This is a genomic window from Burkholderia sp. S171, from assembly GCF_009766085.1.
In the GTDB taxonomy this organism is placed as follows: domain Bacteria; phylum Pseudomonadota; class Gammaproteobacteria; order Burkholderiales; family Burkholderiaceae; genus Caballeronia.
Genome location: NZ_LMUF01000007.1, coordinates 221164 through 233221, shown reverse-complemented (window position 1 = coordinate 233221; position 12058 = coordinate 221164). Strand labels below are relative to the sequence as shown.

The window sequence follows — 12058 nt, the reverse complement described above, 5'->3', positions numbered from 1 at the left end:
TGATTACGCGTCGAGCGTAGTAGCCGCTTCGAGCGGTTCAAACGTCAGCGGCACCTGCGCCAGTTTCTGCAGTTCGTCGAACGACAGGCCTTCGATAATTTCCCGCACCACGAACCCGTTCGGCGTCACGTCGAACACGCCGTGATCCGTGTACACGCGATTCACGCAATTCACGCCCGTTACCGGATAGGAACATTCGGGCACCAGCTTGCTTTCGCCTTGCTTGGTGAGCAGCTCCATCATTACGAAGACCTTCTTCGCGCCGATCGCCAGATCCATCGCGCCGCCAACAGCGGGAATGGCATCAGGTGCGCCCGTGTGCCAGTTCGCGAGATCGCCCTTGGCCGACACCTGGAACGCGCCGAGCACGCAGATGTCGAGGTGGCCGCCGCGCATCATCGCGAACGAATCGGCGTGGTGGAAATACGCGCCGCCGGTGAGCAGCGTCACGTGTTGTTTGCCGGCGTTGATCAGTTCGTCATCTTCCGCGCCTTTCTCCGGCGCCGGGCCCATGCCGAGCAGACCGTTTTCGCTATGCAGGAAGATTTCGCGATCCGCCGCGAGATGGTTGGCGACGAGCGTCGGCACGCCGATGCCCAGGTTCACATACGCGCCTTCCTGAATGTCATGGGCGACGCGTTGCGCCATTTCGTCACGAGTCAGTTTTTTCATGTCGATGTCCTTGCTTGATGCATTCGTTGTTGCGGCTGGGCTATGGCGTTGGTCTAAGAAGCTAGCCTTAGCGTCGCCGCATGCGCTGCGTGCACAAAAGCGGCGCTATTAAGCCGCTTTTGCCGCCGCCAGCTCTGCCGCGTGCACCGCTTGCGGCACCTCGATCACGCGCTGCACGAAGATGCCCGGCGTCACGATGTCTTCCGGATCCAGCGCGCCGAGCGGAACAACTTGGGAGACTTGCACGATGGCCGTTTTCGCTGCCATCGCCATGATCGGCCCGAAGTTGCGCGCCGTTTTGCGATACACGAGATTGCCCCACCGATCGCCCTTGAATGCTTTGATCAGCGCGAAATCGGCGTGCAGCGGTGCTTCGAGCACGTAATGCCGGCCATCGATAAAACGCGTCTCCTTGCCTTCAGCCAGCTTCGTGCCGTAGGCCGTGGGCGTAAAAAATCCGCCGATACCCGCACCCGCCGCGCGAATGCGCTCCGCGAGATTGCCCTGCGGCACGAGTTCAAGCTCGAGTTCGCCCGCGCGATACAAGCCGTCGAACACTTGCGAATCGCTCTGACGCGGAAACGAGCAAATGATCTTGCGCACGCGTTTCGCTTTTAACAGCGCCGCGAGGCCGATCTCGCCATTGCCCGCATTGTTGTTCACGATGGTCAGTTCGCGCGCGCCCTGCTCGATCAGCGCATCGATCAGTTCCGACGGCATGCCCGCCGTGCCGAACCCACCGATCATCACGGTCGCGCCGTCCTGAACGTCCTTCACCGCTGAACTCAGCGAGTCGAAAATCTTGTTGATCATGCCGTCTCTTCCTTTGACGAGTGCTGAATGCCGAATGCACCAAAGCCGCATTGCAACTGAATCAAAGCGCGCCGGGTGACTTGATTTCGACCGGCGTCGCTTGCATTTTTAAGTTCGCTGTGCGAACATCGATTCGTTTAGCGAACAAACGTATGGTATTCCCGCATTCGTTGCGCTGTCAATGATCCTCGGGTTTGTACCGATGTGCTCACGATTTGCTCGCAATTTGCCCGATTTTTTCAGGACCAGACAGCGATGACCACGTCCCCCGCCGAAGCCGATACACCTGATCCGGAGTCTCCGTCGCGGCCCGGCGACGCTTATGTGCAATCGTTCGCGCGCGGTTTATCGGTCATTCGCTCCTTCGATGCTACGCGCCCGGCGCAAACCTTGTCGGAAGTCGCCGCCGCGTCGGGGCTGACGCGCGCCGGCGCGCGCCGCATTCTGCTGACCCTTCAGGCGCTCGGTTACGTCGATGCCGACGGCCGCCATTTCACGTTGACCGCGAAAATCCTCGACCTTGGCTTCGCCTACCTGACATCGATGCCGTTCTGGAATCTGGCCGAACCGGTGATGGAAGAACTGGTGAGCCAGGTGCACGAGAGCTGTTCGGCGGCCGTGCTGAACGGCACGGAAATTGTGTACGTGCTGCGCGTGCCCACGCATAAGATCATTACGATCAACTTGTCTATCGGCAGCCGATTACCCGCGTTTTGCACGTCGCTCGGCCGCGTACTGCTCGCCTCGCTCGACGACGACAAACTCGACGCCGTGCTGGATGCCAGTCCGCTGGAAGCCCGCACGCCTCGCACGCTTACCGACAAAACCGTGCTGAAAGCCGCGCTGGCCGTGGTGCGCAAGCAAGGCTGGTCGATCGTCGACCAGGAACTGGAAGAAGGCCTCATTTCGATGTCCGCGCCCATCCGCGACCGCCAGGGACGCGTCATCGCGGCACTTAATATCAGCGGCAACGCGCAGCGCAAGAACGCGAAGCAAATGGTGAAGGCATTTCTCGACCCGCTGCTGGACGCGGCCCAGCGTGTCTCCGAGATGGTCGCGAGACGCGGCTAGGCGGAGGCCGACCGAATCATGATGATCAAACCATGGCGATGAAACCCGGGGATCTCGCGCTACACGACCTCGATCTCAACCTGATTCCGTATCTGGTCGCGATCGAGGAGACGCGCAACGTGAGCCGGGCAGCAGAACGGCTTGGCGTGAGCCAGCCGCGTGTCAGCACGGCGCTCGGCCGCTTGCGCGAGTATTTCAATGATCCGTTGTTCGTGCGGACATCGCGCGGCATGGAGCCGACGCCGCGTGCCTTGGCGCTCGTGCCCGTTGCTCGCGAGGCGCTTAACCGGATCGAGCGCGGATTGCTCGATACCCAGCACTTCGATCCCGCGGTCACCACCGATACCTTCGCCATCGCGCTCTCGGACGTCGGTGAAATCGTGTTCTTGCCACGTTTGTTGCAGACCCTCGCCAGCGTCGCGCCTCGGGCAAACCTGCGCTCGGTATCGTTGAAACACGATCAGGTCGAGCGTGCTCTGGAGAGCGGTGACATCGATCTGGCCATCGGTTATTTTCCCGATCTCGCCGGCAACAATTTCTTCCAGCAGCGGCTCTTTTCGCATCGCTTCATTTGCCTGATGCGGCGCGATCATCCCTATTCGCGCGGCCCGCTGACGCTTGCGCAGTATGTTGAATGCGGCCACGCGGTCGTGCGAGCCGAGGGCCGAAGCCAGGAAGTCCTGGAGAATTTCCTCGATAAGAAACGTATCCGCCGCCGCGCTGTGCTTGAGACGCCGCACTTCATGTCGTTGCCGTTCATTCTGTCGCGCACCGACCTGATCGCGACCGTGCCGCACGCCATCGGCTATGCGTACGTGGCTGAACATGCGTCCATCACGCTCGCCGAACCGCCGCTGCCCTTGCCGAACTTCGATCTGAAGCAGCACTGGCATCGCAAGTTTCACAACGATCCGCGCACCCTGTGGCTGCGCGGCGTAGTCGCTTCGCTGTTCAACGATGAACTCGACGAGTGGCCTAAGCTTCCCGAGCACCCTCGGCGTGCCGACAAACACCGCTAAACGCCGATAAGCGCCGATAAACTAAGCACTTTGTTTCCTGCCAGGAAGTGTCATGGATGCCGTGTCATGGATGCATTAACCAGCCTGCGAGTTTTCCGCGATGTTGTCGAAGCCGGCAGTTTTGTCAAAGCCGCCGAGCGGCTGGATATTTCCACGGCGATGACCAGCAAGCACGTCGCCAATCTCGAGCGGCAACTCAGCGTTCGTTTGCTGAACAGGACCACGCGTCATCTGAGCCTGACGGAAGCCGGTAGTGTTTATTACGAGCAGTGCCGGGAAGCGCTGGATATTTTGCAGGCTGCTGAAGCCGCGGTCGGGTCACAGACCGATCAGCCGCGAGGTGTGCTGAAGATCACGGCGCCGGGCTGGTTCGCGACCGCGAAGTTCGCCGATATCCTGGTTGCGTATCGGGCGCGTTATCCGGACGTGCTGATCGATCTGCGCCTGGAAAACCGCTTCGTCGATCTGGTGGAAGAAGGTTATGACATGGCGTTGCGAGCAACCTCCGAACCGTCCCCTACGATGATCGTGCGACCGCTCTGCAGAGTACCGTTCGTGCTCGTTGGCTCGCCAGAGTATTTGAAGCGGCGGGGTTATCCGCTGCACCCCAGTGAACTCAGCGAACGTCATGAAATCGTGCTGCCGACTTATACGAGTGTGGACACGGTCGAGTTCTCGGGGCCGGATGGCGTGTTCGCGGTGAAGAACAGCGCGGTGCTCAAGACCAACGACAGCTCCATGATGCTGCAACTGGTGCGCGCTGGAATTGGCCTCGCCTACTTCCCCGAATGGATCGTCGCGCAGGAATTGGCGTCGGGCGCGCTGACGCGCCTTTTCCCCGATTACACGACATTCGCCCCGCGCGTGTACGCCGTCTACACGAGCCGCAAATACATGACGACGAAGGTGCGGACGTTCATCGATTTCGTCTCGGCAGCACTCGCCACCGATGATTCCGTCGACGGCTCCATGCCGCGTCCGATTCCACCCGGTCGCTCACGCGTTTCTTCGCCCGCGCCTGGAAAACTAGGATAAATCGTATTCAAATCACATTACCGCTCGTGTGAAGATCGCGCCACTTCGCTCATTCGATTCTCTGGAATCGTTGACCGATGGCTCTTTCCCTCCACTACCAAGACTACCAAGCGGGCGTGTGATGAATTTCCCCTGGTTTCCGTTGATCCTCAATTTCGTGCTGTTGGGGGCGTTTGTGTTTGTCTGCAACACGCTGAACACCGGGCGCCGCACGTCAATGTTCAACGGCGCGCTCATTTTCATGGGCTTCTGCTGCCTGGCGATGCTGCTGGATTTCACGCTGACTTTCGTTTTCGCTTCAGCTACCACGACCGATCGTGAGCGATACATCGATTTATCGTCGTTGTCCGCTTGCGGTGAGCGCGCGGTGGCTTACGCGATTCCGTGCGTAGTTGCCGCTGTGATGGCCTTGAGATTTCGCGCGAGGAGCCGAAGTTCGGTCGATCCGTCGGTGACCATCCAGACGTCCGAATACACGCAGTCGGAGTTGCGATATTGAGTGCGGACGGGTTGCAGTCTGAGCCGAATCGCGGCGCTGCGTTCCGGCATGCGGCACGGTGGCGGAATGAACGCAATTTGCTCGATGGAAGAGTGAAACTGACGGGCTTTTACTTCGAACATGAGTCTGCAGGTTCTAAAATTTAAGAGTCTCTGATATACTCTTCCTTCTTTCGGGGCGTAGCGCAGCCTGGTAGCGTACCTGCATGGGGTGCAGGGGGTCGCAAGTTCAAATCTTGTCGCCCCGACCAAGACAGCAGTAGGAAAATCAAGGACTTAGCTCTCACGGGCTAAGTCCTTTTTTCTTTGCTGCGTGCACTCCTCCACCCCGAAGGAGCTCACGTGAATCAACTGCGTCTGAGCAGATCGATTCAGTTCGCCGACAGCACCAGTGCCGCTCAGCTTGCAGTCAAAGCGTCGACTGGCAAATCCTGGGATATCTCTTCGGCTGGTACCACGCCGCTGATCAAATCGCGCAAAGCAGTAAGCCGCGCTTTATCCTGAACCCGAAGTCCCGGACGCGCTAGAAAACTCTCTATGTGCGTAGACCAGTAGTTGCTGCGAATCAAGCGTGGACGCCGAACGAGTTCATACAGCGTCTTTTCCACCATGTCGATTTCTGCGCTTACCGACTTCATTACGGTCTCCGGTCTAATAGGTAGCGCCCGGTATAACGACAAGAATCGGGAAAACTTTAGCCAATCTGCGGGGCGCGTCGCGTATCTTGGCAGTAGTGCAGCAGCCACAGAGTGACCCGCGAACTGATTCGCGAATGGGTCGGAACAGCGATTGAAGGAGGACGCGCCATGGGGAACAGATATGAACGCTCGCGCATGTCGCGTTCGTTCACGTACAACGGTGTCCAATACCATCCAGGATTACTGGCGGTTCTCGCCGTGCAATTGCTCTGTCTGAGCGCGTTCGCGTTTTCACCGGCCAGTGTCGATCACAACAAGTGGCTGTCTGCGGCAATCGCATTCAGCCTGCTCTTCGGGCTAATTTTGTCGCTCGGTTTTGTCGGAACCTGGAACCAGTTCAGAGACGATATCGGTCTTTGGACGTTCCTCAGCACGAACCCGGTTGAATCCGCCATCGCGATAGCCGCGGCAGGTGAAGCCCTTGTGATTTTAGCGAAACCGTTAGGCTAAGAGATGGATGGTGAGGTTTGAGCAATGCTCGGCGGTTACGACGTGCACTTTAGCGAAACTGCTTTGACGCGATGGAGAAATCACGTTGATTGATTTGGATAACTACGTACAACGAAACCGATTTTTTTAGGTGGCATTCCGTTCGAACTGTGTGAACGGCACAATGCCCGGCGTTCTTAGCGACTTCTGATCTGCCCAGATACTTGTACCGCCTGAATTTTTACATCTGCCGCGCCAAACGTTTGCGCATCCATGCCGAACTCATTTGCATTTTCTCGATGAAACCCGCGTCGGAAAATTATCGCCCTGCAGTCAGCAATTTGCTGCATTGCACGCATCCAATTTCGCCCCCGCCGCGTATTGACCTATGGATGACCGCACCCTGTTTGCAGCGGCATCTATAACGTGTCCAGCCGGCGCACTGCTGTAGCAAACACCCGTCTGAACACATGCATCCAACACACATAAAAATTACCAGACAGCCGCGGATTGCATTTACCGCGGCCTGATCTGCTGAAACGGGGTCACACACATGAAAACCAGTCAACAAAGTCGGACGCATAGAACCAGTCGGGCAACTAGCATCAGCGCCAAATTCGATATCAAGTTGTCGCCTGTTCAAGCGATGACCGTATCAAGGAACGCTTCGCATATTGCGAGCACGTTGTCCGCGTCACAGCGTAACAACGCACTGGCCGAAGCCGTTGCGGAAGTCACGAAAGACTACGGCGATAAAGCCGTCAATGCGTTCCTGGACGCGTTGAAAGGCTGGTTCAACCAGCGCGACTATCAGGCCGCAGCCGAATTAGTCGACTACTTTCAAATGCATGGATGCCTGCCGGAAATTGCGCGGCCCGCGCCGCCGCGACGCCGGACCTCGCGGAATACGTCGAAGGCGGATAGCGCATGTTCGGCTAACGCAGCATGACATCGCTGCATCCGGCACTGTAGCTCGCCTCGTTAAGTCAGTCGCAAAAACGCCCGGTTATCGAATCCGATAACCGGGCGTATCGCTGCATCATCGCGACATTTACTGCTTAAAGCTGCATCAAGCCATCAACGCAAGGTGGAATAAGCTGTCGGCGACAGAAAGTGATTTTCAATCCGCTCGACAATAGGCTGCTTAGCCTCGGTTTCGGCACGCTTCGCGATCCACTCGGCGTCGGCCTGGAACGCGTTCCACTTGGTTTCGCGCTCAGCCAGGCTGTCCCATTTCAGCAAGTAGGTCAGCGCGTGGTTGCTCGGACCGGCCAGCGTGGTCCAGAACCCGATCGGTTCGATTCCGTATTTCTTGAAAAAGCCCAGCGTAATGTTCGCGAACCGGTCGTTCAATGCGGGCAGACGACCCGGCGCGCAGTGATAAATACGCATTTCTACGATCATTTTTTCCTCATGGACTTGAAGTAATGCAGCGATCAAACCCGCTGCGGTTGGAATTCACCATGAGGGAATCGTACCGGCGTTTGGCTCAGGCCGCACGCGGCCAATCAAACATCGCCTGCCGGCTTACTAACATCAAGCTTGTTTAACGGTGACGGAAGCCGTATCGAAATCCTCAGCATCGACGTCATATCCCGACGGTTCCCACCGGATCGCCAGCAACGCGATCAACCCGGCGAGCGGCGCGACCGCGATGATCCAGAAAACCTTGGTGCCAAGCGCCGCCGAAAGCACGGGGAACAAAAACAGCGAAACGGTCGAACTCGAGCGCATCAGCGTCTGATTGAAACCCACGCCCACACCACGCAACGACGTCGGATAACTGAGCGACGCAAACGTCATGCTGTGTGAACCCGGACCGAAGCCTTGCCCAAGCAGGAAAACCGCGAGAAACCCAATCGCAAGCGCGACCTGCGCCCCACCCGAGGGACGCCCGACAACCGCCAGCCCGATCAGCGCCGCCAATTGAAACGCGTAACCCAGCACGGTCAGCTTCCACGCTCCGACCTTCGGCACCGTTCGCACAGCGATCAATCCACCCACGAATGCAAAGCACAGATTCAACGCGAGCGAGGCGAGAATGGTGGTGAGCATCGACTGCGCGAGGAAGCTGGAAATGATGACCGGCAGTCCGAACGCCACCGCGTTGTAAGCAAACGATGAAGCCACCGCGATGACAGTCGCAAGCACCGTCCGGCGCAGATATACGCCCCGCAGCAACGCGCCGTAATTGCTCCAAGTCGCTTTATGCACGGGGTTCTTGGAGCCTTGCAGTGCGGCCGGATCGACCTCGACATCTAAGCCATACGAGCGCTTCAAAATCTGCGCCGCGCCACGCAAGTCACCTTGGTTCGCAGCCCAGACCGGTGACTCGCTGATATATCGGCTACGAACTGCAATGATCACGAGCGCCGGCAGCGCACCGAAACCCAACGTCAGCCGCCACAGCCAGCCGGAATGGCTGGCTGGCAGTACGGCGTATAACGCGAGCACGAGCAAATAGGACACGCTGATGGCGGCGTACCAGGTCGGGGACCACATCGCGATGCGTGCCGCCTTGTTGCCACGCCCGTTCAGGCGCGAAAACTCTGCGAGGAAAGCCATCGCGACCGGCAAATCGATGCCCACGCCTAATCCCATGACAAAACGTGCCCCGCCGAGCACCCAGGCGTTGGGCGCAAGTCCGCATGCAATGGCGGCGACCACGAAGAAGAACATGTCGGCCATGAAAACGCGGTATCGGCCGATCTTGTCGGTCAGATAGCCTCCCAGGAACGCGCCGATGATCGCGCCAAACGTAATCGCTGAAGCAACAAAACCGGTCGCGGCCGGCGTGAGCGAAAACTCCCGGGCGATGTCCTTCACGCCGAACGCGAGCGCGCCGAGATCATAGGCATCGAGGAACACGCCCCCGAGCGCAATGGCGATGACGATGCGCGCGTCGCTGCCGACTGCGGCGCCACGATTGACGAGCTTCGAAACATCGGCTGCGCTGCGGATGACGGGGCGCGCGGCGGCGCCTGCTGAGGCGGATGCAGGCGCTAAGGCGGGCTCTGGCGCAAAGGATATCGACATGGAGACGGGGTGCAATGGCAGAGGCTGCGGAACGCGCGATCCTACCGGCGTACGCTCGTCATCCCAAATTCATTTTTGTTATTTATTGAATGACGGCTGACAGAACGCTCATGGCCGCCGCTTGTCTCTTATTCACTCGCCGCGATAAACCGATCGAGCCCCGCGATATCAAGCTTGACCATGCCCACAGAACCCACCAGCGCACTAAAGTGGTGCGCCGGGTTGACGCCACGAACTATCGCCCCAGACGCGGCTATACGCGGCGCCCCGCTGCCTTTCGAGCTTAACTCGCCGGCAATTACGTCGGCATCGCCTTTGGCATTCCTTCGCGGATCTCGTCCTCGGTCAGGTCGCGGGTATGCGTTGCGAGCGACCAGTGATGACCGAACGGATCTTCGATCTGGCCATAGCGATCGCCCCAAAACATATCGGCGACGGGCATGGTCACCTTTGCACCGGCCGCGACGGCTTGCGCGACGGCGGCATCGACGTCTTTCACATACAAATGCAGCGTGACGGGCGAGCCCTTGAGCGTCAGCGGCCCGCTATGGCCACAATTCGGGAATTCCTCAGCCAGCATCAGCGTCGAGTCGCCGATGCCCAGCATGGCGTGCATTACCATGCCGTCGGGCGTCGGCAAACGCATGTGCTCGACCGCGTTGAATGCTTTTTTGTAAAATTCAATGGCGTCGGGCGCGCCCTTGCAAACCAGGTGAGGCGTGATCGTATGCATCCCTTCCGGGATCGGTTTCACAGCTGAATTGGACATTGCTTTGCTCCTGGATGTAACGGGTTGACCAACAAACTAGAGAGACCGCGCCGAACCGCGTCCCCTGTCGATATGACGCGCGATCAGCCCGCAAATCGACACGTCAGGCAGAATTTTTTATTCAAACTGGCGTTTGGTTACCGAGAGATGCGGGATTGTTGGCGCACGACACCGCGACGACGGCACAAACAGCCAACGTGTCTATATCGAACCGGTTCATGCGTCGATTGTCCTGCAATGAAGCGGTCGTTTATTTGACAGCGCAGTGTGAACAAGTCATTTAGAAGATTTCATCAGCATATTCATTCGTATTTCCTTGCCACGCTGATAATCCTGTCGCCACGAATCAGCGAGTAAGTGTTTCACGATGAACGCCTCGAAACATTGCGCAGAACTTGCCCATGACACACCGGCAAAGTGGCGAAGCAACATACCGTTGCGCCGGCGAGACAGATCGCTCACGTATGAACTTTGCCCCTCACGCCCGCGTCGCTGATCGCGACGCCAATGCCTCCGCCGTGCCGCGCGGCTTTCCCCTGTTCTCGAAGCACGATACCGGCTGAGCGCAGACTGGGGCAATCAGGGGAACCGTGTCGTTATGGGTTATGTCCCCGTTTTGCGCACTTCCGGCCCTGTTTTGCTTGTGTACACTCATGTTCCGGCGCCTTCCGGCGCGCAAATCTTTTTCGCCAAATTCACCCTAAAGTTTTTTCACCCGCTGCCGAAAGCCCATCTATGGACCACGAAATCAACCCGCCAGCCGACTCAAACGATCCGACCTTTCTGAGGGCGCGAGCGTTGAGTCTGAGCGTCGGCGCAATCCGGAAGGCGCAGGGGAAAAAATGCCCCGGCGATTTTCCGGTCGGCACGATTGAATGGCATGCGGTGGTTGAGGAGTTTGCGAATGATGTACTGAAGGCAATGCTTTCAGAACCTGATTTGCCGATCCTCGAATTCAAACGCGATAACGCTAGAAAATAACGGCTTCGGGCAAAGCCTAAAGCGTGTAAAACCGAGCGCACACTCCTGCTTCGATCAAACATGAAAAAGGCGTCGCTGATTAATCGCGACGCCTTTTTGCTTGAGTTTCTGCTTGATCCCAGCGAGCTGTCATTCGCCCAGTAAATCGATCACTTTCAGAATGTCCTTACGCAATTGATCGACATCGACCGCGACATTCATTTGAGGAATCGCACCGCTTTCCTGCATGTCCTCGATATCGCCAGCCGAGCCGTTCGGACGACCATGTGAATCGAGCCGATTGCGCGCGCCATTGATCGTGAAACCCTGCTCATAAAGCAATTCACGAATGCGGCGGATCAACAGTACTTCGTGATGCTGATAATAGCGGCGATTGCCACGTCGCTTTACCGGCCTCAGTTGCGTGAATTCCTGTTCCCAGTAGCGCAGCACGTGCGGCTTGACGCCGCATAGCTCGCTGACCTCACCGATGGTGAAGTAGCGCTTGGCCGGAATCGGAGGCAGGACGACTTTTTCCATCGTCAATCAACCATCGTGGTGAATGTCGCGAATGGGGCAAATGTCGCTAAAAAGCGCTCGGGCAGCACAAGGCAAATGCCCGTCACTTCAGCGGCCGAAACTGTTTTCAGCACCGGCTTCGACCAGTGCTTTCAACTTCTGACTCGCATGAAACGTGACAACACGACGCGCCGCGATGGGAATGGCTTCCCCCGTTTTAGGATTACGTCCGGGACGCTGCGGTTTGTCGCGTAGCTGAAAGTTGCCAAAGCCGGATAGCTTGACACTGTCGCCGCTTTCAAGCGCGTCGCGAATGACCTCGAAAAATGCTTCCACCATATCTTTGGCTTCGCGCTTATTCAACCCGACATGGTCAAATAGCATTTCGGCCAATTCGGCTTTTGTCAGCGTAGGCGTTTCTGCCGTTGCCGCACCGTTCGAAGTGGGAACATCTCGGATCATGGCGCTACGTTGCGCCGAAAGAAGGGCTTCGAAATCACTCGAGTTCATTTGGTTCATATCGAAAAAATGGCGTGCCG

General features: G+C 57.8%; 15 protein-coding genes and 1 tRNA gene. 8 read left to right on the top strand and 8 right to left on the bottom strand.

Features of this window, described 5'->3' with window-relative positions; all coding sequences use genetic code 11:
• Nucleotides 1-3: 3 nt before the first annotated feature.
• Together GSQ93_RS04080 and GSQ93_RS04075 are read right to left on the bottom strand one after the other, a co-directional pair.
• A complete protein-coding gene (locus GSQ93_RS04080; protein WP_158934342.1) occupies nt 4-672 on the bottom strand; it encodes a 3-oxoacid CoA-transferase subunit B in 669 nt (222 codons plus the stop codon).
• A 108-nt stretch (nt 673-780) separates the two neighbouring features.
• Entirely contained in the window at nt 781-1485 is a 705-nt protein-coding gene (locus tag GSQ93_RS04075) for a 3-oxoacid CoA-transferase subunit A (protein WP_158934341.1), read from the bottom strand.
• A gap of 255 nt (nt 1486-1740) precedes the next feature.
• On the opposite strand from GSQ93_RS04075, the gene GSQ93_RS04070 reads away from it, so the two are divergent.
• From GSQ93_RS04070 to GSQ93_RS04050, 5 genes are all read left to right on the top strand, one after another.
• Nucleotides 1741-2556, top strand: a complete 816-nt coding sequence (locus GSQ93_RS04070) for an IclR family transcriptional regulator (protein ID WP_158934340.1) — start codon at nt 1741-1743, stop codon at nt 2554-2556.
• A gap of 38 nt (nt 2557-2594) precedes the next feature.
• On the top strand, nt 2595-3575 hold the full coding sequence (locus GSQ93_RS04065) for a LysR family transcriptional regulator (protein WP_158934610.1): 981 nt from the start codon (nt 2595-2597) through the stop codon (nt 3573-3575).
• Nucleotides 3576-3641: 66 nt separating this feature from the next.
• Nucleotides 3642-4610, top strand: a complete 969-nt coding sequence (locus GSQ93_RS04060) for a LysR family transcriptional regulator (protein ID WP_158934339.1) — start codon at nt 3642-3644, stop codon at nt 4608-4610.
• Nucleotides 4611-4731: 121 nt separating this feature from the next.
• Nucleotides 4732-5109, top strand: coding sequence for a hypothetical protein (locus GSQ93_RS04055; RefSeq protein WP_158934338.1), 378 nt, complete (start codon nt 4732-4734; stop codon nt 5107-5109).
• 173 nt (nt 5110-5282) lie between these two features.
• Nucleotides 5283-5359, top strand: a tRNA-Pro gene (locus GSQ93_RS04050).
• A gap of 147 nt (nt 5360-5506) precedes the next feature.
• On the opposite strand, the gene GSQ93_RS04045 is transcribed toward GSQ93_RS04050, so the two are convergent.
• Entirely contained in the window at nt 5507-5746 is a 240-nt protein-coding gene (locus GSQ93_RS04045) for a hypothetical protein (RefSeq protein WP_158934337.1), read from the bottom strand.
• Nucleotides 5747-5914: 168 nt separating this feature from the next.
• Between GSQ93_RS04045 and GSQ93_RS04040 the strand changes: the two genes are divergently transcribed.
• A complete protein-coding gene (locus tag GSQ93_RS04040) occupies nt 5915-6256 on the top strand; it encodes a hypothetical protein (protein ID WP_254073736.1) in 342 nt (113 codons plus the stop codon).
• Nucleotides 6257-6881: 625 nt separating this feature from the next.
• A complete protein-coding gene (locus GSQ93_RS04035; protein WP_158934336.1) occupies nt 6882-7184 on the top strand; it encodes a hypothetical protein in 303 nt (100 codons plus the stop codon).
• Between the two features lie 128 nt (nt 7185-7312).
• Here the strand turns inward: GSQ93_RS04035 and GSQ93_RS04030 are convergent, their stop codons facing one another.
• The 3 genes from GSQ93_RS04030 to GSQ93_RS04020 form a co-directional block, all read right to left on the bottom strand.
• Nucleotides 7313-7639, bottom strand: a complete 327-nt coding sequence (locus tag GSQ93_RS04030; protein WP_158934335.1) for an NIPSNAP family protein — start codon at nt 7637-7639, stop codon at nt 7313-7315.
• 132 nt (nt 7640-7771) lie between these two features.
• A complete protein-coding gene (locus GSQ93_RS04025) occupies nt 7772-9271 on the bottom strand; it encodes an MFS transporter (RefSeq protein WP_158934334.1) in 1500 nt (499 codons plus the stop codon).
• 298 nt (nt 9272-9569) lie between these two features.
• On the bottom strand, nt 9570-10040 hold the full coding sequence (locus GSQ93_RS04020) for a VOC family protein (RefSeq protein ID WP_158934333.1): 471 nt from the start codon (nt 10038-10040) through the stop codon (nt 9570-9572).
• Nucleotides 10041-10775: 735 nt separating this feature from the next.
• Here GSQ93_RS04020 and GSQ93_RS04015 point away from each other — a divergent pair.
• On the top strand, nt 10776-11021 hold the full coding sequence (locus GSQ93_RS04015) for a hypothetical protein (protein WP_089160902.1): 246 nt from the start codon (nt 10776-10778) through the stop codon (nt 11019-11021).
• Nucleotides 11022-11150: 129 nt separating this feature from the next.
• On the opposite strand, the gene GSQ93_RS04010 is transcribed toward GSQ93_RS04015, so the two are convergent.
• Together GSQ93_RS04010 and GSQ93_RS04005 are read right to left on the bottom strand one after the other, a co-directional pair.
• Nucleotides 11151-11540 carry a MerR family transcriptional regulator gene (locus GSQ93_RS04010; RefSeq protein ID WP_158934332.1) on the bottom strand — a complete coding sequence of 130 codons (390 nt, stop codon included), beginning with the start codon at nt 11538-11540 and terminating at the stop codon, nt 11151-11153.
• Nucleotides 11541-11627: 87 nt separating this feature from the next.
• A complete protein-coding gene (locus GSQ93_RS04005) occupies nt 11628-12038 on the bottom strand; it encodes an integration host factor subunit alpha (protein WP_031359001.1) in 411 nt (136 codons plus the stop codon).
• Between the last annotated feature and the right edge of the window lie 20 nt (nt 12039-12058).

Excerpts from the sequence above, each read along its gene's own strand:
- GSQ93_RS04080 (WP_158934342.1), bottom strand. The coding sequence starts at position 672 with ATGAAAAAACTGACTCGTGACGAAATGGCGCAACGCGTCGCCCATGAC.
- GSQ93_RS04075 (WP_158934341.1), bottom strand. The coding sequence starts at position 1,485 with ATGATCAACAAGATTTTCGACTCGCTGAGTTCAGCGGTGAAGGACGTT.
- GSQ93_RS04070 (WP_158934340.1), top strand. The coding sequence starts at position 1,741 with ATGACCACGTCCCCCGCCGAAGCCGATACACCTGATCCGGAGTCTCCG.
- GSQ93_RS04065 (WP_158934610.1), top strand. The coding sequence starts at position 2,595 with ATGAAACCCGGGGATCTCGCGCTACACGACCTCGATCTCAACCTGATT.
- GSQ93_RS04060 (WP_158934339.1), top strand. The coding sequence starts at position 3,642 with ATGGATGCATTAACCAGCCTGCGAGTTTTCCGCGATGTTGTCGAAGCC.
- GSQ93_RS04055 (WP_158934338.1), top strand. The coding sequence starts at position 4,732 with ATGAATTTCCCCTGGTTTCCGTTGATCCTCAATTTCGTGCTGTTGGGG.
- GSQ93_RS04045 (WP_158934337.1), bottom strand. The coding sequence starts at position 5,746 with ATGAAGTCGGTAAGCGCAGAAATCGACATGGTGGAAAAGACGCTGTAT.
- GSQ93_RS04040 (WP_254073736.1), top strand. The coding sequence starts at position 5,915 with ATGGGGAACAGATATGAACGCTCGCGCATGTCGCGTTCGTTCACGTAC.
- GSQ93_RS04035 (WP_158934336.1), top strand. The coding sequence starts at position 6,882 with ATGACCGTATCAAGGAACGCTTCGCATATTGCGAGCACGTTGTCCGCG.
- GSQ93_RS04030 (WP_158934335.1), bottom strand. The coding sequence starts at position 7,639 with ATGATCGTAGAAATGCGTATTTATCACTGCGCGCCGGGTCGTCTGCCC.
- GSQ93_RS04025 (WP_158934334.1), bottom strand. The coding sequence starts at position 9,271 with ATGTCGATATCCTTTGCGCCAGAGCCCGCCTTAGCGCCTGCATCCGCC.
- GSQ93_RS04020 (WP_158934333.1), bottom strand. The coding sequence starts at position 10,040 with ATGTCCAATTCAGCTGTGAAACCGATCCCGGAAGGGATGCATACGATC.
- GSQ93_RS04015 (WP_089160902.1), top strand. The coding sequence starts at position 10,776 with ATGGACCACGAAATCAACCCGCCAGCCGACTCAAACGATCCGACCTTT.
- GSQ93_RS04010 (WP_158934332.1), bottom strand. The coding sequence starts at position 11,540 with ATGGAAAAAGTCGTCCTGCCTCCGATTCCGGCCAAGCGCTACTTCACC.
- GSQ93_RS04005 (WP_031359001.1), bottom strand. The coding sequence starts at position 12,038 with ATGAACCAAATGAACTCGAGTGATTTCGAAGCCCTTCTTTCGGCGCAA.